This window comes from Paenibacillus sp. FSL H8-0079 (assembly GCF_037991315.1).
In the GTDB taxonomy this organism is placed as follows: Bacteria; Bacillota; Bacilli; order Paenibacillales; family Paenibacillaceae; genus Paenibacillus.
Genome location: NZ_CP150300.1, coordinates 4,389,580 through 4,413,380, shown reverse-complemented (window position 1 = coordinate 4,413,380; position 23,801 = coordinate 4,389,580). Strand labels below are relative to the sequence as shown.

The window sequence follows — 23,801 nt, the reverse complement described above, 5'->3', positions numbered from 1 at the left end:
ATGTGATGCCGATGTCATTCAGTATGACCGGATACGGTCAATCCGCCTTTCATTTTGGCGGCTATAAGGTACAATTAGAGATCAAATCTGTTAATCATCGTTATTGCGAAGTGATGATGCGTCTGCCAAGAGAGTGGACGTATTATGAAGACGGTTTGAGGAAGATCGTACAGAGTCGTTTGAAACGTGGGCGGATTGATGTTTATGTAATGAAAGAAAAAGAGGAAGACCAGGCTCTTCCCGCTGTTCTGAATGAACAGACGGTCAGGGCCTATCTGCAGGCTGCAGAGCAACTGGAGACTCAATTTGGAATGCACGGAAAACCAAGTATTGTGGATATGCTTGGGCTGCCGGACGTCATGGTTCATTCGGATGGGACAAGTTCCATTCCCGAAGAGCAGAAAGACGAATGGGAGCGAGTTTTGCAGGAAGGATTGAGAGAGGCTCTGTCCAGTCTGGAGCAGATGCGCGCACGCGAGGGTCTTCATCTGGCCAGTGATCTGGAACGGCGGATTATCCGTCTGGAGTCACTGCATACCGAGATGCTTGCTCTTGCACCGACTGTGGTGAGTGATTACCGCAACAAGTTAAGGCAGAGGCTTACGGAAATGCAGGAAGAAGGCTCTTTCCCTTTTGATGAGCATAAATTGGGTATGGAAATTGCAATGTTTGCCGATCGTTCTAACATAGAAGAGGAGCTTACGCGTCTACTCAGTCACTTTGGACAGAGCAGGGAACTGCTGAAGAGTGATGAACCGGTAGGTCGTAAGTTGGACTTTCTAATTCAAGAGATGAATCGGGAAGTCAATACGATTGGATCAAAAGCCAACCACTTGGCTCTGGTGAACCGTGTTGTCGAGATGAAGGCGGAGCTGGAGAAGATTCGTGAGCAAGCGGCGAATATCGAATGAACGGCCACATTTCGGCATAAGAGTCGCATGTATAGGGGGAAGAACCTGATTATGGCAATCAAACTCATTAACATTGGATTCGGTAACATCGTATCGGCGAACCGGATTATATCCATCGTGAGTCCGGAATCGGCGCCGATCAAGAGAATTATACAAGAGGCAAGAGATCGTCACATGCTGATTGATGCAACGTACGGAAGACGTACTCGTGCCGTAATTATTACGGATAGCGATCATGTCATTCTGTCTGCAGTTCAGCCGGAGACGGTCGCCCATCGTCTTTCTTCGAAAGATGATGATAACGACGAATAAAATGGAGTGTAATATGTCTAAGGGATTACTAGTAGTGTTGTCCGGCCCATCTGGGGTCGGGAAGGGTACAGTATGCAGCGCTTTGCGCAAACGGGTGCCGGAATTGATCTATTCCGTATCGGCGACAACCCGTCAGCCTCGTCTTGGTGAAGAACATGGTGTGAACTATTTCTTCAGAAGTCATGAAGAGTTCCAGAACATGATTGCTGAAGATCAATTGTTGGAACATGCGGAGTATGTCGGTAATTATTACGGAACACCGCGTGATTTTGTAGAGAAAACGATTAACGAAGGCCGCGACATCATTCTGGAGATTGAGGTTCAAGGCGCGTTAAAAGTGAAAGAGAAATTCCCGGAAGGCATCTTTGTTTTCCTGCTTCCTCCTTCATTGGACGAGCTGAAAGATCGCATTCAGGGTCGTGGTACTGAAAGTCAAGCGACCATTGATCACCGGATGTCTGTGGCGGTCGATGAGATCAGTCTGCTGGAGCAGTATGATTACGCTGTTGTTAATGATGAAATTGATTTGGCGTGCAAGAGAATAGAAAGCATCATAATCGCCGAACATTGTAAGATCAATAAATAATCCCTTTTGCCGCTGCAGAATGCGATATAAGTGGGGCAGTTGTCATATCATATACTGAAGTAGTCCTCTCGGACTGCCTGAATGTGAAGACATGCCACATCAGTTCTGTCAGGCGGCAACTTGCGATTATACTAATGCGAAGAGGTGTTTGTTAATATGCTGTATCCTTCTATTGATGAAATGATGAACAAAGTCGACAGCAAGTATTCCCTTGTTGTTGCTGCTTCCCGCCGGGCTAGACAGCTACGTGAAGGTGAAAAAACGGATTTAAGAGGTGCGAGATCCCATAAGCAAGTTGGCGTTGCACTGGAAGAAATCTATGGAGACCTGCTCGTTGTCATCAAAGGACAGGACGAAGAAGAAGAGTAAGCCGCCTGCGGCTGCTCTTCAACTGCATACGGCGTAAGCCGGATTAATTGACAACCGCGAGGTTGTTATTTTTTTACGAATAAGCATATTTTAACGGAATCTTAATAATTAGACGTCGTATAAATATCGGGGGAAGTAAACATGTTGAACGGTAAAAAAATCGTGCTTGGTGTGACAGGCGGCATAGCCGCTTACAAAGCGGCAACATTATGCAGCAGACTGGTGCAAAAGGGAGCGGATGTTCATGTGATTATGACAGCTTCCGCTACACAGTTTATTACCGAATTAACGCTGCAAACGTTGACCCGAAACACCGTATATACCGATACATTTGATGAGCGTGAGCCGGCAGTCGTATCTCATATTCATCTGGCCGATCTGGCTGATCTTGTTCTGGTTGCTCCGGCTACAGCGAATGTGATTGCCAAGATGGCGCATGGCATGGCAGATGATATGCTCTCAACGACGTTGCTTGCCACGACAGCCCCTGTCATGATTGCACCAGCTATGAATGTACATATGTATGATCATCCAGCTGTAAAGCATAATATGAGCCTGCTTGTTGAACGGGGCGCCATGATGATTGAACCGGGTGAAGGTCTGCTTGCGTGTGGATATGTGGGCAAGGGACGTCTGGAAGAACCGGAGAGCATTGTGGATGTGGTGGAACGTTTCTTTGAACAGCGCAAGTCTGCAGACATTAGTCGGCAGGGACAAGCTCCATTGTTACATGGCAAGAAGGTTGTCGTTACGGCTGGAGGTACGATTGAGCGCATTGATCCAGTACGATATATTACGAACGATTCATCTGGCAAAATGGGATTTGCCATAGCCGCAGCTGCGCGTGATCTGGGGGCAGATGTGAAATTGGTTATGGGCAGTACCCAAGCCAAGCCGCCGGAGAATGTTGAGTTGATTCCTGTACAGTCTGCACAGGATATGTATGAAGCGGTAACACGCGAGTGGGATGATGCAGATATCGTGGTTAAGGCGGCGGCAGTTGCCGATTATCGTCCAAAGGAAGTTTATACCGAGAAGATCAAGAAGAAAGGCGACACGCTGTCGCTCGAACTTGTTAAAAATATAGATATTCTTGAAACACTGGGTAAACAGAAGACCCATCAGTTTTTGATTGGTTTTGCTGCGGAAACTCAGTCGGTTGAGATGTATGCACGTGAGAAATTGGAACGGAAAAATTGTGATCTGATCGTAGCCAATGACGTAACCCGCACGGGTGCAGGATTTGGAACAGACACCAACGCGGTACATATCTATGACCGGGAGGGTTTGGTGGAGGAGCTTCAAGTGATGGCCAAGGACGATGTGGCTCATCGGTTGCTCCGGATTGCGGCGGAGCGCATTGCAGGGAGGAATTAGGATATGGAGATTGCCAAGGTCATTGTCGATGTTCCTGTGAAGGAAACAGACCGGCCGTTTGATTACTTGGTACCTGAATCGATGAGGGAATGGATCGAGATTGGCAGCCGGGTGGGTGTGCCTTTTGGTCATCGGACGGTGCAGGGATTCGTGATTGATCTTGTGCCGCGTACCGGAGAGGAAACATTCAAGCTTAAGCAGATTCAGGAGTTACTGGACATTGTTCCCCCGTTGTCAAAGGATTTGGTTGAGTTGGCCGAATGGATGAGTGGACGTTATGCCAGTAACCGGATTTTGTCATTGCAGGTCATGGTGCCGACGGCATTGAAAGGGAAAGCAGAGCGATACATCTCGCTGGGAGATGCACTTGATGGACAGATGGCGGGAGCACAACCGGATGATGAGGTGTTATTTGTTTGGGGAGAAGAGTCTACGACCGAGAAAGTACAGCAGGATATCATCCGTTTTGTCAAAAGTCGGGGTCAGGTACCGCTGCAACAACTGAGTCGAAAATATCCCAATCATGCTGCACTAATTAAGAAATTATTGCTTGGTGGCGTGCTGCTGGAAAGTCAGGCCATCAAGGACAAGTTAAATAAAAAAACGATGAAGTCCGTTGATCTGGCTGTAGATATTGCTGCTGCTCAGGAAGCACTTGCTTCATTCCCGGCGAAAGCACAGCGACAGAAGGAGATTCTGGCTTTTTTGCTGGAAATGAAAGAACTGTTGCCCATGCCGATGAAAGAAGTGTTATCTACACTACAGGTATCGGCCGCAACGATTAAAGGGCTTGAGGAAAAGGGACTGATCGTCACCGAGGACGTTGAGGTCTTCCGTGACCCGTATCAGGGCAGGACGTTCAAAGCGACTGAACCGCTGGTTCTGACCGATGAGCAAAAACATGTCTATGACAATATCAATGGCCGATTGCAGGAACAGCGCCATGGGGTATTTTTACTGCATGGTGTCACAGGCAGCGGCAAGACAGAAGTCTATCTTCAAACCATTCAACAATGCATCGAGCAGGATCGGCAGGCCATCGTATTGGTGCCCGAGATTGCACTGACCCCGCAGATGGTAGAGCGCTTCAAAGGGCGCTTTGGTGATCAGGTTGCGGTCATGCACAGTCGTCTGTCAGGCGGTGAACGTTATGATGAATGGCGCAAGATTCGTGAGGGTCAGGTGAAGGTTGCCATTGGGGCACGTTCAGCCGTATTTGCTCCGTTCAGTCGCCTTGGGCTGATCATTATGGATGAAGAGCACGAGACTTCTTACAAACAGGAGGAAACTCCGAAATATCATGCCCGTGATGTAGCCGTAAAAAGAGCACAGCAGCATCAGGCCGTGGTTGTTCTGGGTTCAGCGACACCTTCGCTGGAAAGTTACTATGCGGCACGCTCGCAGAGCAACGATGATTTTGCACCACTCTTGCTGGAGATGCCAACACGGGCACTGGGTAACAAGTTGCCTGAAGTACGAATTGTTGACATGCGCGAAGAATTGAAGGATGGCAACCGTTCCATGTTCAGCAGGGCTTTGCACAAAGGTTTAGAGGAGCGCTTGGAGCGCGGTGAACAGACGGTGCTTCTGCTGAATCGCCGTGGATATTCGACCTTTGTGATGTGCCGAAGTTGTGGATATGTGGCAGGTTGTCCCGAATGTGATATTTCATTGACGTATCATCAGCGCTCGAATAATCTCCGTTGTCATTACTGCGGGTATGCGGAAGCGGCTCCTGAAGTGTGTCCAGATTGTGGAAGTGAGCATATTCGATACTTTGGTACAGGTACACAGCGGGTCGAGGAAGAGCTTGCGAAGCTCTTTCCGGGCATTCGGGTCATTCGGATGGATGTGGATACGACAACGGAAAAAGGGGCTCACGAGAAGCTGCTGAAACAGTTTCGTGAGAAAAAAGCAGACGTGTTGCTAGGCACCCAGATGGTTGCGAAGGGACTTGATTTCCCCGATGTAACCCTGGTTGGCGTGATAACAGCGGATTCAGCACTGAATTTACCTGATTTCCGTGCTGCCGAAAAAACGTTTCAGTTACTAACACAGGTAGCTGGCCGAGCGGGTCGTCACCAATTGCCTGGTGAGGTGTTCGTTCAGTCCTATACGCCGGAGCATTACTCCATTGGGCATGCGAGTCAGCATGACTATGTATCGTTTGTACGTGAGGAGTTGCTGCACCGTCGCAATCTGCAATATCCGCCATACTGTCGCCTGATTCTGGTGACCTTTTCGCATGAACAACTTCCGGTATTGATTCGTCTTGCCGAGAACTACACGCGAATACTGAAGGAGAAGGCTAATGCAGCAGGATGGCTCGGCAGTCTGGATCGTTTCAGCAATGATGCCTTTGATGTGCTTGGGCCGGTAGCGTCCCCGATTCCACGGATCAAGAATAGATACAGATTCCAATGTATGATAAAATGGCGGGGGGATGTAGACGCCATCGGACTCGCTCTGGCAACAGCCCGGCGCATGGACGATGATGTTCAGGCGCAAAAACTGCTCATTAGTCTGGATGTAGACCCGCAAATGTTAATGTAAGCATTTTGCAGCAATGCGGATGTAAACAAGCGGTATAAACATAGATTAAAAATGAATACACCAAAAATAAAGAATATCGTCCTGAAATTATGATGAGGATTAGGAAGGTGCTTACAACATGTCGATTCGCATTATCGTTCAAGAACCAGATGAGGTGCTCCACAAGAGAGCCAAAGAAGTACCGAAAATTACACCGAATGTACAAAAATTGCTGGATGATATGGCTGATACCATGTACGATGCGGAAGGTGTGGGTCTTGCTGCGCCACAGGTCGGCATTTTAAAACGTCTGATCGTTATTGACGCTGGTGATGAGCAAGGACTGATCAAGATGATTAACCCTGAGATTATCGCAAGTGAGGGAGAGCAATTCGGACCGGAAGGTTGTCTGAGTATCCCTGGAATTAATGGTGACGTTCGTCGTTTTGAGACCGTTACGGTAAAGGGTCTGGATCGTGAAGGCAAAGAGTTGATTATTACGGGTAGTGGCCTGTTGTCCCGTGCATTCCAGCATGAAATTGATCATCTGGATGGCGTACTCTTTACGGATATCGCCGAGAAAGTGTACGAAATTGCAGCAGATCAAACGGGACCGCGTCGTAATTAAGGAGTGATTGATTTGAATATTGTTTTTATGGGAACACCTGAATTTGCAGTTCCTTCTCTCGATATGCTGATTGCAGAGGGATACAATGTGGTGGGTGTGGTGACTCAACCTGATAAACCACAGGGGCGCAAAAAAGTACTTACGCCAACACCGGTTAAGGCCGCAGCAGAACGCCACGGTCTGCCGGTGTTTCAGCCTGTTAAACTGCGTGATCCGGAAGCCGTAGCCCGCTTGGCTGAATGGAAGCCGGATCTGATCGTTACCGCGGCATTCGGGCAGATTCTGCCCAAAGCCGTGCTGGATATGCCTGTTCGTGGTTGTGTGAACGTGCATGGCTCTCTTTTGCCGAAATATCGGGGGGGAGCCCCGATCCAACGTTCCATTATTAACGGGGAATCCGTGACAGGAGTCACATTAATGTATATGGCTGAAGGCCTGGATACGGGAGATATGATCTCGTATGTGCAACTGCCGATTACAGATGAAGATACATCAGGAACGATGTTTGACAAACTAAGTGAGGCCGGATCCAGATTGCTACTGGCTGAAATGCCACGATTGGTTGCAGGCGAAACAACGGCTGTCCCTCAGGATGATGCCGAGGCTTCGTATGCTCGCAATCTGACTCGGGATGACGAGAAAATGGACTGGAGTCGCACATCACGCGAATTGTTCAATCAGATCCGTGGTCTTGTGCCATTCTCGGGTGCATTTACGATGTGGGATGATCAGGTCTTCAAAGTCTGGGCGGCCGCCAATCCGGATCATTTGAACATAACCTCTTCTTCGGATGCTGGACAAGCAGAGCCGGGAACGGTGCTGCAGTTGAATAAGGCAGGTATTGAAGTGTGTACAGGCAATGGATCTCTCTGGTTGACTGAGGTGCAACCTGCGGGGAAAAAGGTGATGCAAGCCGCTGACTTTGCCCGTGGCGGTACACTGAAACCTGGAACGGTGCTGCGATGAGCGGTAACATACCAGGTCGTTCGTCAGGAAAAGGCCAGAAAGCTAATGGAAATTCATCTGGACGTGAAGGAAACCGTCGTCCGAATTCGGGTAAATCGGGTGGTGCATCGCGCTCCCAGCAACCCAAAACATCTGCTCGTACATTGGCAGTCAAGGTTCTTAGCGCTGTTGAGCAAGATGGAGCATATAGTAATCTGGAGTTGAACCGTCGTCTGAAAGAGGCGGATTTAAGCCCTGCGGATGCTGGACTAGCTACCGAGTTAGTGTACGGAACAATCGCTAGATTGAATACACTTGATTATTACTTGGAACGTTTCGTTGCAAAAGGAGTATCCAAACTACAACCTTGGGTTCGTAGCCTGCTTCGGATCAGCGCATATCAGATGATCTACCTGGATCGTATTCCGGAACATGCCGTGGTGAGCGAAGCGGTTAATCTGGCGAAGAAACTGGGCCATCAGGGAATCTCGGGTATGGTGAATGGAGTGCTCCGCAATATGATCCGCAATCGGGATGAACTTCGTATTCCAGAACATCTGCCCGTTGCAGAACGTATTTCACTGGAGCATTCCCACCCGTTATGGATGGTTGAACGCTGGATTGCCCAGTACGGCGAAGAGACAGCGGAAGCGATCTGTCGTGCGAATAATGAGCCGCCAGCGGTGAGTGTCCGGGTCAACACAACAATGACCACACGGGAGAAACTGATGCATGAGATGACCAGTACAGGTGCAGTCGTTGAAGCTTCTCAGCTGAGTTCCGATGGAATTCTTGTACGTAGTGGCGGAAACATGGCTCTAACGTCCTGGTATCGGGACGGGTTGTTCTCTGTACAGGACGAAAGTTCCATGCTTGTCGCTGAAGCAGTTGCGCCAGAAGTAGACCAACTTGTATTGGATTGCTGCGCAGCTCCAGGTGGTAAAACAGCTCACATGGCTGAGAAAATGCAGGATCGCGGTCGTATTGTCGCGAATGATGTACATGCTCACAAGCGCCAGCTGATCCTGGATCAGGCGGAGCGTCTCGGTCTGACTTGTATTGATGCTGTAACTGGAGATGCGCTAGACCTGAATGAACGGTATCCGGAAGCGTCGTTTGACCGCATTTTGCTGGATGCACCATGTTCAGGTCTGGGTGTTATTCGCCGCAAGCCTGATGTGAAATGGACCAAAACCGTAAAAGATATCGAAGATATCGCAGGCTTGCAGCGTGAATTGCTTGATCATGTTGCGCCGTTGTTAAAACCAGGTGGTATTCTGGTGTATAGCACGTGTACGATTGAGCCTGCTGAGAATGAGGATATGGTTGCAGACTTCTTGAATCGACATCCGGAATATAGCCCAGCAGAAGCATCCGTCTGGTCTGAATCGGAGACAGCGAACTTGAAGGTTGTGAACGGTGGTATTCAGATTTTGCCACAATACGCTCACAGTGACGGATTTTTCATCGCACGGTTGACAAAAACAGTGGAATAACAGTTTAATAGAGCACGGAAGTATGACCGCCGAGGGGAACTTCGGCGGATTTCTTTGTGATGGGACTTCGATATAATTGTCAGAGAATGTGATGACAGGGTGCGATGGCGGCATTGAGATGTTATAATGCATGAAGTACAGATATCAAGGGTATACATGGATGTAACGTGGTCTTTGTGATAGAATAGGACGAATGGAACGAAAAGAAGGAAGCCAAACGAAAAGAAAAGAAGGAATAGGTGTTGACAACAAAATGAAACCTTTTATATATGATTATTCTCTGGAACAACTGCAGCAATGGGCTGTGGAGAATGGGGAGCCGGCGTTTCGCGGTGGCCAAATCTTTGACTGGATTTATGTAAAACGTGTGAATGATTTCAGTGAGATGACCAATCTGTCCAAGCCATTGCGTGAAAAACTGACAGAGCAATTTGAATTTGTAACGCTTAAGGAAATTACCAAGTTTGAATCCAAAGATGGAACGGTTAAATTCCTCTTTGGTCTTCATGATGATCATGCCATTGAGACAGTAATCATGAAGCATAACTACGGGAACAGCATCTGTGTAACCACACAGGTTGGATGTCGTATTGGTTGTACATTCTGTGCATCCACATTGGGTGGTCTCAAGCGTAACCTTACGGCTGGGGAGATTGTTGCCCAGGTTGTGCAGGCTCAGAAAATTCTCGATGAACGCGGCGAGCGTGTCAGCAGCATTGTAATCATGGGTTCGGGTGAACCTTTCGAAAACTATGAAGCTACGATGACTTTCCTGCGCATTATGATTCATGAAAAAGGGCTGAACATCGGTCAGCGTCACATCACGGTATCCACGAGCGGAATCGTTCCGAACATCTACAAGTTTGCAGATGAAGATACACAGATTAACCTCGCCATTTCGATCCATGCACCAAATGATGCACTGCGTTCGAAATTGATGCCGGTTAACCGTCGTTTTCCTTTTGAAGACGTGATGGAGTCCCTTCGTTATTATCTGGCCAAAACAGGTCGGAGAATTACGTTCGAGTATGCACTTATTGGTGGGGTAAACGATCAGCCAGAGCATGCAGCAGAACTGGCAAGTGTGCTTAAGAACATGTTGTGCCACGTGAATCTGATTCCGGTTAACCATGTACCTGAACGCAAATACGTAAGAACATCGAGAAGCGACATTTTTAATTTTCAGAAGATTCTCTCGGAACAGGGTGTTAATGTAACCATTCGTCGTGAACAGGGACATGATATTGCTGCCGCTTGCGGTCAGCTTCGTGCAAAGCATATGGAGTTGAGGTGAGAACGTTTTGATCAAAACAGTTCATGTGAGCCATATCGGACGAGTGCGTTCGGTGAATGAAGATTCAGCCTGGATTCGTAATCTCGATACAGGATATATTCTGGGTATTGTTGCCGATGGCATGGGTGGACATCTTGCAGGGGATACGGCAAGCCGCTTGGCAGTAGAGACGTTGGTGAAAGATCTGGGAACACTGGAACCAGGTCTGTCACATGCGTCTCTGTCTGCGGCTCTCAGCGATGCTATTTTGCATGCCAACGAAGTTATCTTCCGCACGGCATCAACAGATGACAAGTATCACAACATGGGAACAACGGTGGTTGCGGCGTTATTGAACGATACGGAAGGTGTTATTGGACACATCGGGGATAGCAGAGCCTACAAAATTGCTAATAAAGCTGTGATCCAATTGACCGAGGACCATACACTGGTGAACGAATTGTTCAAAAATGGCCAGATCAGCAAAGAGGATGTGTCTCATCATCCCCGTCGTAACGTGCTGACTCGTGCCCTTGGAACAGATGCTGAAGTGAAGGTGGATCTGGATACCGTCAAGCTGGAGGAAGGCGAAGTTCTGCTCTTGTGCAGTGACGGTCTCAGTAACCTGGTTAGCAATGAGCAGATTATTCAGGTTGCCGGCAATCTGGAACTGGCATTGGAAGATCGTGCAGACCGACTGCTTCAGTTGGCTTTACTTGCTGGGGGAGATGACAACATCACGGTTGCATTGTTTGAGTTGCAGAAGGAAGGTTCCGTGGATACGGAAACGGGGTGTGAGTCATGATTGGGCACCAGCTAGGCGGACGCTATGAAGTGATTGAGCGTGTCGGCGGTGGCGGCATGGCTCTCGTGTACAAAGCTCAGGATCTTCTGCTGAACCGGAATGTAGCGATCAAAGTTCTTAGACAACAGTTTGTGCATGACGAAGAGTTTATTCGCCGTTTCCGAAGGGAAGCACAATCGGCAGCATCACTTTCTCATCCGAATGTAGTCAGTATTTATGACGTGGGGCAGGAAGATGACGTTCATTATATTGTCATGGAGTATGTGGAAGGCAAAAACCTGAATGAAATTATTAAAGAGCGTGCACCTCTGCAGGTGGATGAATCGGTCCGAATCGCTTCCCAGATTGCAGATGCTCTTGATCATGCACATCATAATCAAATTATTCATCGGGATATCAAACCCCATAATATATTAATTGGCCGGAATGGCCGCGTGAAGGTAACGGATTTCGGGATCGCTCGTGCCGTTACATCTACAACGATCACACAGACGGGTTCTGTAGTTGGTTCTGTACATTACTTCTCACCGGAGCATGCCAAAGGCATCGTTACTGGTGAAAAATCGGACTTATATTCTCTTGGGATCGTACTCTATCAAATGCTGACTGGGCAACTTCCGTTTCTGGGTGAAAGTCCAATCAGTGTGGCATTGAAGCATTTGCAGGAAGAGTTCGATGAACCACGTAAATTCAATCCATTGATTCCGCAAAGTGTGGAAAATGTCATCTTAAAATCCATGCGTAAAAATCCACAGGAACGTTATCAGTCGGCCAAAGAGATGCAGACGGATCTGGAAACTTGCCTGATGCCGGAGAGACGTAATGAAACGAAGATTGATTTTCCGGATGAGGATGATATAGACCAGACTCGCGTTATGCCAGCCATCAAGCCTGAACCGCGCGGAGTTACATCGACGGGTGCAGTACCTGTGATGGAGTCTGACGAAGTAACTGGTAAGGGTAAAGCGAAAGCCAAGAGCTGGAAGAAGCCAACACTACTCATTTCATTAACCGTTCTTATTCTAATCGCCATGGTGGGCGTTGTATGGTATGTCAAGGGTATGCTGGTTGTACCAGAAGTAACCGTACCTAACGTGATTACCCAGACGGAAGAAAAGGCTCGGGAAATGCTTGAGGAGAAAGGACTCGTCGTCAGTGATGAGGTCATCCGTCTGTATCAGGAAGATGTTGAACCCGGGATTGTCTTTGAGCAGAGCAGAAAAGAAGGCGATGTCGTCAAAGAAGGTTCCGAGGTCCAGATCAGTGTTGGTGCAGAAAAAGAACTGGTGAAGATGATTGATGTCAAGCAAGACCCTTATGATGAGGCTGTCAAACAATTGACTGCGCTTGGCATTAAGGAAGATCAGATTCAGCGGAAAGATGAGTTCTCCAATGATGTGGCTTCAGGTACTGTTATTTCCCAGACACCTGGTGTCAATGAGGAATTCGATCCTGAGATTGTTCAGATTGAGTTAACCGTAAGTAAAGGTACCGAAACGGTCAAAATGCCTGATCTGAAAAATCATACCCGCAGTGAAGCTGAAGAAAAACTTAAATCTGTTGGACTTGTGCTTGCTCAGGTGCAGGAAGAATCAAGTTATACGGTGGACCAGGGCAAAGTGACGCAGCAATGGCCTGTGGAAGCGGGCGCAGAGGTGAGTCCTGGCGATAAGATTACGATCTTTATCAGTACAGGGTATCCGCCTGAAGCACTGCAATATCCTTTTAATATCAATGTATCACCCAAAGAAGAGGGCAAAAATAGTAAAATCCGTATCACATATGAAGATGCACGCGGCAAGAATCAGGAATGGGGAACACGCACCGTGAACTCAACCCAGATCTTGACCATTCCACTTGTGCTCGCTCCAAATGAAAATGGGGCTGTGTCCGTATATCGCGATGGACAGTTCCTGGATACGTATCTAGTCTCCTACAGTGAAGCCAAAAACGGAACAGTGAATGTACCTTCCATTGACCCGGAACAAAGCACGCAAACGCCGCCAGAAAATGAGCCTGATCCAGGTGAAGGTAGCGTAGATGAGGGCAGTGTTGATCCCAATCAGGAAGGTGAACCTGAGTCCACACCGGCAGACGGTGAGGGTGACAATGTAGATGAAGACACTTCTGCCATGAATAATGGTAAAGGGCAAGGTAAGGAAAAAGAGAAGAAAAAGGAAGTCATTAACGCATCAAGCCGTCCATAAGGGCGGCTTATGCTGGCGTCTGGAGTAAATGTACCACCATCTAAAGGAGGGCGACGGAGCTATGCCAGAAGGTATCATCGTTAAAGCGCTAAGCGGTTACTATTATGTCATGCCAGTGGAAGACAACGGGGTTCCTTCGGTTGAAGGTTCCGCCGTTCAATGTCGAGCTAGAGGTATCTTCAGAAAACGGGGAACGTCACCGCTTGTAGGTGACCGCGTCAGCTACATGCTGACAGAGAACGGAGAAGGAACGGTAGATGAAATCCGGAAGCGTGAGACGGAACTCATCCGTCCTCAGGTAGCCAACGTAAGTTTGGCTGTTCTGTTATTCTCAGTCAAAGAACCGGATATGAACCTGAATCTGTTGGACAAGTTCCTTGTTCACATCGAGCAGGCTGGGTTGGATGCTCTGATTGTGCTGACCAAGCAGGATCTGGCTGATCCAGCCAAAGACACTGTTGCTGAAGTGAAAGCATTGTATGAACAGGTTGGTTACGAAGTGATCTCCACAAGTTCACGTACCGGTGAAGGCAGTGAACTGCTCAGAGACCGTCTCGCTGGTAAGATTAGCGTATTCTCTGGTCAATCCGGTGTAGGCAAGTCATCCATGTTAAATGCATTGATGCCCGGGCTGACGCTGGAGACGAGTGCGATCAGCATGCGTCTAGGGCGAGGGAAACACACCACTAGGCACGTGGAGCTTATTCCGTTGGATAATGGTGGATTTGTTGCGGATACGCCAGGATTCAGCCAACTGGACTTTCTGGAGATCGGTGTGGAGGAACTCTCCACTTGTTTCCGGGAATTCGCCCAGTTTGCAGATCAGTGCAAATTCCGAGGTTGTACCCATACACATGAACCAGGCTGTCGTGTGCTTGCGGCCAAGGAGGAAGGTCTGATCTCCGAAAGCCGATATCAACACTATGTGCTGTTCCTGACCGAAATGAAAGATAAGAAGCGGAGGTATTAACATGATTAAAATTGCCCCATCGATATTATCAGCTGATTTTGCCCGACTTGGTGCTGAAGTTGCAGAAGCCCAAGCTGCAGGAGGAGACTGGATTCATGTTGACGTTATGGACGGTCATTTCGTCCCTAATATTACGCTTGGACCTGCGATTGTGAAGGCGATCGCTCCACATACAAGTTTGCCGCTCGATGTGCATTTGATGATTGAGAATCCGGAGCGTTATGTTGAGGAATTTGCCAAAGCAGGAGCAGCAGTAATTACGGTTCATGCTGAGGCTTGTGTGCATCTGCACCGGGTTATTCATCTGATCAAGGAGCAGGGAGTGAAGGCAGGGGTTGCCCTGAATCCGGGAACGCCAGCGTCAGCCATTCTCGAAGTTCTGGATGATGTGGATATGGTTCTTGTCATGACAGTAAATCCTGGTTTTGGCGGACAGGCATTCATCTCGGGTACCATGAACAAAATCAAGCAGATTCGTACTTGGTTGAACGAAAAGGGACGCCATGATGTACATATCGAAGTAGATGGCGGAATTGCTGCCGATACAGCCCCGCTTGTGGTGGAAGCTGGAGCAGATGTACTCGTTGCCGGAAGTGCCGTATTTGGTCGTGAGGATCGTGCTGCCGCGATTACTGAAATCCGTCGTAGCTACGGAGGCTGATCTATGACCCTCAAGGAGACGCTGTGGACGATGGCTGCGAGTCTCGCGACGGGACTTGTGCTTGCTTTGTTTGCGGTTATTCAATCCCCGTATAACGCCATTACATCATTGATCGGGGTGGGCGTTGTTATTATGTATTTCCGCAAATTTGATCGTACGGGACATCGGGTTACTTTTGTCATATTCAGCATACTGTATTATTTACTGAGCGTTTTCATGATCGCTGTCTATCAATATATTCCTACCCAATCGTAAATGACCTGATCTTCGGGCTTGTCATTGTGGAATAGGGATCGAAGGTTCCGCATAAATATGGTTACATGAGCAGGTTTCTCATGTAGCCTTTTTTGTCGTGTTAGAGGTAAAGAAGGCCTGGAGCATAGGATACGGCGGACGCATGAGCATGATGGGGAGGGTGAATTATGAAATTTTACACATTCAAACTGCCGAAGTTTTTGGGAGGGTTTGTAAAGGCGATTCTTAATACGTTTCAAAAGAACTGATCAGATTGATGAGGTAACAGGGAATACCGCCGCTTTGGCTCAGGCTTATCTGGAATTCGTACCTGCGAAGCGTCATGCGGCGGCCATTCACATGTTAATGAGCGTATTCATGCATTCCTTTTTTGAATACCAAAAAAGCACCTGCAAGGAACAAGGTGCTTTTTGCTTACCCGATTTATAGTAGCTTTGCGTGATTATACGCGAGTCACTTTACCGGCTTTCAGTGCACGGGTGCTTACGTATACACGTTTTGGTTTACCGTCAACGAGAATGCGGACCTTCTGAACGTTTACGCCCCAAGTACGACGGTTACGGTTGTTAGCGTGGGATACGTGGTTACCGGTGCCCGGTTTCTTACCTGTCACATAACATTTGCGAGACATAGATTACACCTCCTATCCTAAAATAACCAGTTGCCTTCGGAAACGAGAAGTCATTCCATAAGGACTAAATTGTTCTTCCTGACCGAGAAGATCAGGTTTCAGTAGCTAATGGTGTTGTTTAAGCCGGCATGACCGGATCATTTCCATTACTTAACCTGCATAAAACAATACTTGAATATAATATCATAATCAAAAAAGCTTCGTCAACTGATCCAAAAACTTTATTTATTTCTCCTGTCTAATATAGTACAATGTTGAATAGTCCATAATACAGTGGTGAACAGGCTGTTGCCGCGAGGAAGTCGGAGAATAAACCGTACTTAGAGGTCGGTGGTCTGCTTTTTGGCAACGCTGTGAGCTGCGGCATTCCATCATTGGCACCAGTCTCCATGCGGCATTCATGCCGGCTCTTGATACCGGTGCATATCCGTATGCCCCGAAGTTAGGGGTGCAGAGAGTGCAGGATATTGGTAGCCCGGCCGCCCAGACCGTTAATCCGGCTGACATTATGTATTGTATGCCTGTGCCGGACAAGGTATGGACGAAGAATAACGCAGTCCGCGTTAGCGCATGAACAGACCAGACACATCTTGGTGCAAGGTGTTCGTGTATCAAGCTAGGAAGGGGAATTCTCACTTGAGTATACGTTCTTTAAATGGAACAGATTTCACCGCAATGGTACTTGCCGGAGCGGAACAACTTGGACAGCATGCAGAGCACGTCAATTCCCTGAATGTTTTCCCTGTGCCGGATGGTGACACGGGAACGAACATGAATTTGACAATGAGTGCAGGAGTTGCAGAGATTAAAAGAAAAAGTTCTGCCTCCATCGGCGAAGCTGCCGGTATTTTATCGAAAGGCTTGCTTATGGGCGCACGGGGAAATTCGGGAGTTATTCTATCGCAATTGTTCCGTGGATTTAGTCGTTCAGCTGCTCCCTATGAGGAACTGAATACGCTCCAATTCGCAGCAGCCCTGCAGAACGGTGTTGATGCAGCTTACAAAGCTGTCGTAAAGCCCGTTGAAGGGACCATTCTTACCGTAGCCAAGGAAGCGGCTAAACATGCCAATTACTACGCAAGACGGACGAATGATATTACTGAATTAATGAATGAAGTTTTGTTAAAAGCAAAAGAAGCACTGGCAATGACTCCGGAATTGCTGCCTGTACTGAAACAGGTTGGTGTTGTGGATTCAGGTGGTCAGGGGCTTGTATATATCTACGAGGGCTTTATGGAAGTATTGCTTCAAAGTGACGGAGTGAATCGTACTTCTTTGAAGAAAGAAGTAACTCCATCCGTGGCAGCATCTGCTTTGAAACCGGCTGCACTGGCAGAAGTGGTTGTCAAGAAACCTGCACAGCAGCAGGTGATTGCACCAGAGATGCCGTTGTCCGCTCAGGCGAGATTGGAAACGGAAGATATTGAATTCCTGTATGACATGGAATTCTTCATTAATCGTGAGCTTGGAGAGAACGCAGGAGTGGCATTCGATGACGAAGCATTCCGGAAAGCGTTGTCAGTAAATGGGGATTCAATCATTATCATTGCCGATGATGAAGTGATCAAAGTTCATGTCCATTCCAAGACACCAGGGGATGTTTTAAACCTGGCACTTCAATATGGTGAAATCACACAGATTCATATTCTCAATATGCGTGAACAGCATCGGGATCTCCTGACGGCAGGTATGGACATTGCTCCTTCACCTGAATTGTTTGCAGAGATTCCACCTGAGGCAGCGCGTAGCCTTGAAGAGGCTGTGCTTCCTGCGGATGAGATGGCACCGTACGGTTTTATTGCGGTATCCTCCGGTGATGGTATTGCAGAGATCTTCCAAAGTCTTGGCGTCGATGTCGTTCTGTCTGGTGGACAGACGATGAATCCAAGTACGGAGGATTTTGTGAAAGCCGTTCGTTCCATTGCTGCGGAGCAGGTATTTATACTCCCGAACAATTCTAACATTGTACTGGCTGCTGAGCAGGCTCGTGAATTGCTTGAAGACGAGCGTCGGATTACGGTCATTCCAAGCAAGACGATTCCACAGGGAATGGCTGCGGCTTTTGCTTTCCAAGAGGATGAGTCTGCAGAAACGAACCGTGACCAGATGCTCGAGGCGATTAGCCGGGTGCAATCCGGTCAAGTGACTCATGCGGTTCGCGATACGCAATACGATGAATTAGATATTAAGGCGGGGCACTATATCGGTATTCATAACTCCAAAATTGTAGCGACGGATGAAACCATGCTTCAAGCATGTGAAGGTCTGCTCAAGCAGATGATGGAGAGTGGAGATGAAGTGGTGACGATCCTTGAAGGGGAAGAAGCTGACCCTGAGGTTACCGCTGCCCTCGCTGCATGGCTTGAAGAACAGTATCCTGATGCTGAGGTAGAGGTACATCTTGGAGGACAGCCTGTGTACTATTACTTGTTCTCCGTGGAGTCCTAATAGAGGTTGTTCAAAAAGTCTCCAATTGACTGCTTGAACATGCACTATAGCACTTTAGCGAAGAGGAGGAGAGTCATGAGCCACAAGGTTGCAATTGTAACGGACAGTACGGCAGATATTCCAGAAGAACTCATTCGCAAATACGGGGTTCACATTGTTCCGCTGCGTGTTCTGTTCGGGGAAGAAACGTATGCGGACGGCGTTGATCTGACTTCGGAACAGTTCTATGAAAAATTGAAGAAGGTATCTGTGTTGCCTACAACTTCACAGCCATCTCCAACGGATTTCATGAATGTATATCAGGCACTGCTTGATGAGAACCCGGAACGTCCGATTGTATCGATCCACCTGTCATCCGGCATGAGTGGTACCTATCAATCGGCCATGCTCGGCAAGTCTTTGCTGGAGCGTGAGGGTGACATCACCGTGCTGGATTCGAAGTCAGCATCTTATGGATACGGTCTGATGGTAGTACAGGCTGCTGAACTTGCCGAACAGGGCAAGTCAGCAGTCGAAATCGCTGCCGCTATTGAAGGGATGCAACAATCTCGTAAATTGTTCTTTCTCGTTGATACCCTTGAGTATCTGCAAAAGGGCGGTCGGATTGGCAAAGCTTCAGCCATCTTGGGAACGTTGCTTAACATTAAGCCGATCCTGTCTATTGATGAAGAAGGCGTGATCTATGCAGTTGAGAAAGTCAGAGGTCATAAAAAAGCAATGGCACGCATTATTGAACTGTTCCAGAAGGATCTTGCAGGCAAACGGGTGAACCTGGCGGTAGGTCATACCGCAGACCCGGGATCAGCGATCGCTTGTGCAGAGCAGCTGCGTGGTCATTTTACACTGAATGAAGTGATCTATACCAATATCGGAGCCGTAATAGGCAGTCATGTTGGACCTGGTGTCATTGCGATCTTTATGTGGCCTGTTCCGGAATGAGGGATTAGACATGAAATTGGAAGAAATATCAGTTAAGCAAATTAACGGCGTGAGTGCTCTCAAAGAGGGAGAGCTTCACGCCTTTGGCATCTCTACTGTTAAAGACCTGCTTGAATATTATCCGTTCCGTTATGAGGACTATCGTCTGCGCTCCCTTAGTGAAGTGAAAGATGGGGACAAGATCACGGTCCAGGGACAGGTAATGGGTATTCCTGTATTACAACGATACGGCAAAAAGTCCCGTCTCACCTGTAAGATCATGACGGAAGAGTGGATGATTACCGCCACCTGGTTCAATCGCCATTTTCTCAAAGAACAGCTTACGCCCAATCGGGAGATTGTGATCACAGGGAAATGGGAACAAAAGCGTATGCAGATGACGGTGACAGACTCGGAGTTCCCGGATAAAGGGGATGGGCGTTCAGGCACATTGCAACCTGTATATTCGGTAACCGGCAAGCTGACCCAACAATGGATGCGCAAAACGATCAATCAGGGGTTAGTTCAATTCGGTGATATGATTCCCGAGATTCTGCCCCAATCGTTGATGAAGAAATACAGTTTGATGCCACGCAAGCAGGCAATTGCGGGGATTCATCGTCCGCAGGACAACCGGGAAGGTCAGCAGGCGAGACAGCGGATGGTGTATGAAGAGCTGTTTCTATTCCAGTTGAAAATGCAGGCTTATCGTGCGTTGAATCGAAATCGCATGGATGGCGTGGTACATACTACGGATAATACGACGATTCGCGAGTTTGTACGTAGCTTACCTTTTGAACTGACAGATGCTCAGAAAAAGGTGGAGCTTGAAATTTTGCATGATATGCGTTCGCCCTATGCAATGAACCGGTTATTGCAGGGCGATGTAGGTTCGGGTAAAACGGTTATTGCGGCGATTGCGCTATACACAACTGTTCGATCCGGTTTTCAGGGGGCTCTGATGGTGCCTACGGAGATTCTGGCGGAGCAGCATATGCGCTCACTGCAAAAGCTGTTTGAACCATTTGGGGTAACCGTAGGGCTGTTAACGGGCAGTGTAAATGGCCGTAAACGTAAAGATCTGATCGCCTCGTTGCAAATGGGCATGATTGATATTGTGGTAGGTACACACGCCCTGATTCAGGAAGATGTCTTCTTCCGTGATCTGGGCCTTGTGGTGACGGACGAGCAGCATCGCTTCGGTGTGAATCAGCGCAGCGTTTTACGACGCAAAGGATATAATCCAGATGTGTTAACGATGACGGCTACGCCAATTCCACGGACACTTGCCATTACTGCTTTTGGTGACATAGAAGTATCCACGATCTCAGAACGTCCGAAGGGACGGATTCCGATCTCTACGTATTGGGTCAAGCACGATATGATGGAGCGGGTGCTCGGTTTTATTTCCAGAGAAGTGGATCAAGGCCGTCAGGCTTATCTGATCTGTCCCCTTATTGAAGAGTCGGAGAAGCTTGATGTGCAGAATGCCATTGATCTGCATGTGCAGATGCAGCAGAACTTTCCGAAATATCGTGTAGGTCTGTTGCATGGACGGATGACGGCTGCGGAGAAAGAAGAGATGATGCGTGACTTCTACAGCAATGATATTCAGCTTCTCGTCTCGACTACCGTTGTGGAGGTTGGGGTCGATGTGCCGAATGCAACGCTAATGGTCATTATGGATGCGGACCGCTTCGGTCTGTCCCAGCTGCATCAGCTTCGTGGTCGGGTTGGTCGTGGGGCTCATGCGTCCTATTGTGTACTCATTGCTGATCCCAAGACGGAGGTTGGACAGGAGCGCATGAAGGTCATGACGGAGACCGAGGATGGATTCGAGGTATCGCGTCGGGATCTGGATCTTCGGGGTCCAGGTGATTTCTTTGGTACAAAACAGAGCGGATTACCCGAGTTCCGTCTTGCCGACATGGTAGCAGATTTTGCTGTGCTGGAACAAGCCAGAGATGATGTATCCCAGTTGATTGCAGAAGCGGATTTCTGGACGTCTGTGGACTATACACCTCTGCGTGATTTTCTACAGCAACAGCAAGTATTTAAAGGTGATCTGATTGACTAAAGCTGCCCATGGCGACTGGTTTTTCGTATTACCTTTGTAAAAAAAGACAAGTGTACAAGCCCTCCCGACATATGAATAAGAAGTGAGTTTATTCTTTGGGAGGTGCTATACGTTTTGGGTTACCAACAATATGGAATCAGTCCGCAGCTGGTGGAGCGGATCAAATTAAAGATGAAAAATCCCGCTGTCAAAGAGCGTATCAAAAAGTTGATTGATGGCGTGACCAAGTCTGATCTGCAAGATAAGGCCAAGGTCAGAAGGTTGGTCAAGTCTTCGGCAGTCATTATGAATGAGAATTTCTCTACAGCGCAGGAGGAGCAGTTTGTTGCTTTTGTGCTCGCGCAGAAGATTGATCCAAACAATACGTTTCATTTGATTAAGCTGTGGGGGATGTTTAGGTAGGATTAGATGTAATGTTGGGTGGGATAAAGTGGGGTGTTTACACGGAGGGCACTACGATGACAGAATAACCTTCGGAGCGCTGTTATCTCCGGATTTTCTGAATGGCCCTTTCCAAGGGTAAAATCCGGGGATAAAGGCGCACGCTTCGCTTCTTTAGGTTATTTCTGTCCTCTCCGTTGTTGTGTAAACGGAAGGACTTTAGCAAAGCCAAATTACACTCAAGTTGGTGTTGTAATGTAAGAAGGGGCTGTCTCAAAAGCCCTTGAAAAAAGTATAGGCAAAAAGAAATACCACGCATACGTTCAAAAAAGGACAAAGCAGAGGTTTATTCTGCTTTGTCCTTTTTGCGTTTTTCTGTCAATGTGGCTTTTTTGAGTAGATTGTGGGCAAGGCAAAGCCACCCAACCTCCAGGCTCACTTTTTGCAAGCCGCGAAGCAGGAATCTTCGGAATCCCCGGTTATTTTTAATTTGTCCAAACACACTCTCAGGCTCCGTCATGCGCCGAACTGAAAGGGTATATCCTTCCTCACTACGTAACCGTTCCCGCATCTCGTTTTTTTGACGCATATAGGTAAGACTGACGGTAATCTCCCGATTGCCTTTCGCTGTTGTGCATTTGGTTTTCAGGGGACATTCGCTACAGTCTGCACTTCGATAATGGCGGGTTCGAATCGCGTAGCCACTCTCCGTGACCGCCTGACTTTCATACCGGAATGGTAACGTTTGCCCTGCCGCACAGGTCCATGTATCTTCGGTTTCGTTGTAGCTCCAGTGGTCCACTTTGCCCAGCGCTTGCTTCCATGCCCTCGTTTTCTCTTTATGGTATGTTCCGTATTTGACGATGCCGTGGATGTTTTTTTCTTCCAAATAGCTGTAATTTTCTTCGCTTCCATACCCGGCATCGGCAATGACGGTTTTCACTCTTTTACCAAGCTGCTCTTCCAGATGATCCAGGTGCGGTTTCAGACATTTGGTGTCCGTGGGCCGCTGGTGTACACTGTAGCCCAATACAAACTGGTTTTCCGTTCCGATTTGTACATTGTATCCAGGCTTTAGTTGACCATTTCGCATGTGGTCTTCTTTCATTCGCATGAACGTCGCATCTGGATCGGTTTTGCTGTAACTGCCCCGCTCACCAGCAGTTTGGATCTGATGCTCATACTTTTGCAACCGGGGCAGGAAGTCTTTGCACAACTGTCGCACCGCTTTTTTTAATGTTTTGCTCTTCGGTTTTTCGCTTAGCTTTTCCTCCAATTGCTTGACGGCTTGTTCCAGTTTTTCCGCAGTGAGAGCCGAGACTTCGCCAAGTTCAGGCAGGTCGGTTCCGGTGTGGAGGGTATCTTCTTCGTTTTCCGCTTCTTCGATGGCTTGAAACAAGGTATGTACTTTTTCTTGCAGCTTGGCCTGGTGCTTGACGACGGCTTTTTTCCACACAAAGGTGTAGCGATTCGCATTCGCTTCAAGCTTGGTTCCGTCCAAAAAATAGTGATCCAAGGACACGTATTGCTCCTGAACCAACAGCTCCAGCACATGGGTAAACACAGTTTCCAAGACCTCTTTCATCCGCTCGGAACGAAAGCGATTAATGGTCCGGAAATCCGGTTGTTGCCGCCCGGCTATCCACATGAACATGATATTTTCGCGAACCGCCTTGGCAATTTGCCGGGAAGAATAGATGCGCTGGGTGTAGGCGTAGATGATGATTTTGGTGAGCATTTTGGGATGATAGCTATGGCGACCCCCGCCAGGATACGCCGAGTTAAAAATGGAATCGCTGAGGCGATTGATTGCGTTATTCACAACACGAACGAGGTGATTTTTGGGGATATCTGTCTCCAAATCCATTGGCAAGAAAAGTTGATCCATGGTATATTGAATGTACAAAGAAACCGTCTCCTTTCAAATGGTGGGTCGCACTTCCATTTTACCAAGGAACGGTTTCTTTTTGTTTTACAATTTTGAAAACAGAGCTGTCTCTAGCCATTTTATGACTTATG

General features: G+C 47.9%; 22 protein-coding genes. 20 read left to right on the top strand and 2 right to left on the bottom strand.

The genetic code is table 11. The features are described 5' to 3' along the window. Positions 1–11 precede the first annotated feature (11 nt). From MHI06_RS19740 to spoVM, 16 genes are all read left to right on the top strand, one after another. Positions 12–911 carry a YicC/YloC family endoribonuclease gene (locus tag MHI06_RS19740; protein WP_340398840.1) on the top strand — a complete coding sequence of 300 codons (900 nt, stop codon included), beginning with the start codon at positions 12–14 and terminating at the stop codon, positions 909–911. A 51-nt stretch (positions 912–962) separates the two neighbouring features. Continuing rightward, entirely contained in the window at positions 963–1,223 is a 261-nt protein-coding gene (locus MHI06_RS19735) for a DUF370 domain-containing protein (protein ID WP_006209218.1), read from the top strand. Positions 1,224–1,236: 13 nt separating this feature from the next. After that, a complete protein-coding gene (gene gmk / locus MHI06_RS19730; RefSeq protein ID WP_017687445.1) occupies positions 1,237–1,809 on the top strand; it encodes a guanylate kinase in 573 nt (190 codons plus the stop codon). Between the two features lie 156 nt (positions 1,810–1,965). Then, positions 1,966–2,178 (top strand): DNA-directed RNA polymerase subunit omega, encoded by a 213-nt coding sequence (gene rpoZ / locus MHI06_RS19725; RefSeq protein WP_036614619.1) that lies wholly within the window; start codon positions 1,966–1,968, stop codon positions 2,176–2,178. 141 nt (positions 2,179–2,319) lie between these two features. Then, entirely contained in the window at positions 2,320–3,555 is a 1,236-nt protein-coding gene (gene coaBC / locus MHI06_RS19720; RefSeq protein WP_340398839.1) for a bifunctional phosphopantothenoylcysteine decarboxylase/phosphopantothenate--cysteine ligase CoaBC, read from the top strand. A 3-nt stretch (positions 3,556–3,558) separates the two neighbouring features. Beyond that, positions 3,559–6,108: a primosomal protein N' gene (priA, locus tag MHI06_RS19715; RefSeq protein WP_340398838.1), complete on the top strand. Its 2,550-nt coding sequence runs from the start codon at positions 3,559–3,561 to the stop codon at positions 6,106–6,108. A gap of 118 nt (positions 6,109–6,226) precedes the next feature. Continuing rightward, entirely contained in the window at positions 6,227–6,715 is a 489-nt protein-coding gene (def, locus tag MHI06_RS19710; protein ID WP_169481523.1) for a peptide deformylase, read from the top strand. Positions 6,716–6,727: 12 nt separating this feature from the next. Continuing rightward, positions 6,728–7,681: a methionyl-tRNA formyltransferase gene (fmt, locus tag MHI06_RS19705; protein WP_340398837.1), complete on the top strand. Its 954-nt coding sequence runs from the start codon at positions 6,728–6,730 to the stop codon at positions 7,679–7,681. After that, positions 7,678–9,156, top strand: a complete 1,479-nt coding sequence (gene rsmB / locus MHI06_RS19700; protein WP_340398836.1) for a 16S rRNA (cytosine(967)-C(5))-methyltransferase RsmB — start codon at positions 7,678–7,680, stop codon at positions 9,154–9,156. The genes fmt and rsmB overlap by 4 nt, the downstream gene beginning before the upstream one ends. A gap of 253 nt (positions 9,157–9,409) precedes the next feature. Further along, positions 9,410–10,450, top strand: a complete 1,041-nt coding sequence (rlmN, locus tag MHI06_RS19695) for a 23S rRNA (adenine(2503)-C(2))-methyltransferase RlmN (RefSeq protein WP_036614609.1) — start codon at positions 9,410–9,412, stop codon at positions 10,448–10,450. A 7-nt stretch (positions 10,451–10,457) separates the two neighbouring features. Beyond that, positions 10,458–11,234 (top strand): Stp1/IreP family PP2C-type Ser/Thr phosphatase, encoded by a 777-nt coding sequence (locus MHI06_RS19690; protein WP_169481520.1) that lies wholly within the window; start codon positions 10,458–10,460, stop codon positions 11,232–11,234. Further along, positions 11,231–13,441, top strand: coding sequence for a Stk1 family PASTA domain-containing Ser/Thr kinase (gene pknB / locus MHI06_RS19685; RefSeq protein ID WP_340398835.1), 2,211 nt, complete (start codon positions 11,231–11,233; stop codon positions 13,439–13,441). The genes MHI06_RS19690 and pknB overlap by 4 nt, the downstream gene beginning before the upstream one ends. Before the next feature lie 61 nt (positions 13,442–13,502). After that, positions 13,503–14,411, top strand: a complete 909-nt coding sequence (gene rsgA, locus MHI06_RS19680) for a ribosome small subunit-dependent GTPase A (protein ID WP_340398834.1) — start codon at positions 13,503–13,505, stop codon at positions 14,409–14,411. A gap of 1 nt (position 14,412) precedes the next feature. Further along, positions 14,413–15,072 carry a ribulose-phosphate 3-epimerase gene (rpe, locus tag MHI06_RS19675; RefSeq protein ID WP_017687456.1) on the top strand — a complete coding sequence of 220 codons (660 nt, stop codon included), beginning with the start codon at positions 14,413–14,415 and terminating at the stop codon, positions 15,070–15,072. 3 nt (positions 15,073–15,075) lie between these two features. Further along, a complete protein-coding gene (locus MHI06_RS19670) occupies positions 15,076–15,327 on the top strand; it encodes a hypothetical protein (RefSeq protein WP_169481517.1) in 252 nt (83 codons plus the stop codon). Positions 15,328–15,494: 167 nt separating this feature from the next. Then, positions 15,495–15,575: a stage V sporulation protein SpoVM gene (spoVM, locus tag MHI06_RS19665; RefSeq protein ID WP_019424875.1), complete on the top strand. Its 81-nt coding sequence runs from the start codon at positions 15,495–15,497 to the stop codon at positions 15,573–15,575. Between the two features lie 194 nt (positions 15,576–15,769). Here the strand turns inward: spoVM and rpmB are convergent, their stop codons facing one another. After that, the gene (gene rpmB, locus MHI06_RS19660) at positions 15,770–15,958 is read right to left on the bottom strand and encodes a 50S ribosomal protein L28 (RefSeq protein WP_017687459.1); all 189 of its coding nucleotides are present in this window, start codon (positions 15,956–15,958) and stop codon (positions 15,770–15,772) included. Between the two features lie 636 nt (positions 15,959–16,594). On the opposite strand from rpmB, the gene MHI06_RS19655 reads away from it, so the two are divergent. The 4 genes from MHI06_RS19655 to MHI06_RS19640 all read left to right on the top strand — a co-directional run bounded on the left by MHI06_RS19655 (position 16,595) and on the right by MHI06_RS19640 (position 21,803). After that, positions 16,595–18,406, top strand: coding sequence for a DAK2 domain-containing protein (locus MHI06_RS19655; RefSeq protein ID WP_340398833.1), 1,812 nt, complete (start codon positions 16,595–16,597; stop codon positions 18,404–18,406). A gap of 75 nt (positions 18,407–18,481) precedes the next feature. Then, positions 18,482–19,345, top strand: coding sequence for a DegV family protein (locus MHI06_RS19650; protein WP_340398832.1), 864 nt, complete (start codon positions 18,482–18,484; stop codon positions 19,343–19,345). A gap of 10 nt (positions 19,346–19,355) precedes the next feature. After that, positions 19,356–21,401 (top strand): ATP-dependent DNA helicase RecG, encoded by a 2,046-nt coding sequence (gene recG, locus MHI06_RS19645; protein ID WP_062835348.1) that lies wholly within the window; start codon positions 19,356–19,358, stop codon positions 21,399–21,401. A gap of 114 nt (positions 21,402–21,515) precedes the next feature. Beyond that, positions 21,516–21,803, top strand: coding sequence for a stage VI sporulation protein F (locus tag MHI06_RS19640; RefSeq protein ID WP_062835347.1), 288 nt, complete (start codon positions 21,516–21,518; stop codon positions 21,801–21,803). Positions 21,804–22,128: 325 nt separating this feature from the next. On the opposite strand, the gene MHI06_RS19635 is transcribed toward MHI06_RS19640, so the two are convergent. After that, entirely contained in the window at positions 22,129–23,688 is a 1,560-nt protein-coding gene (locus MHI06_RS19635) for an IS1182 family transposase (protein ID WP_340398831.1), read from the bottom strand. Between the last annotated feature and the right edge of the window lie 113 nt (positions 23,689–23,801).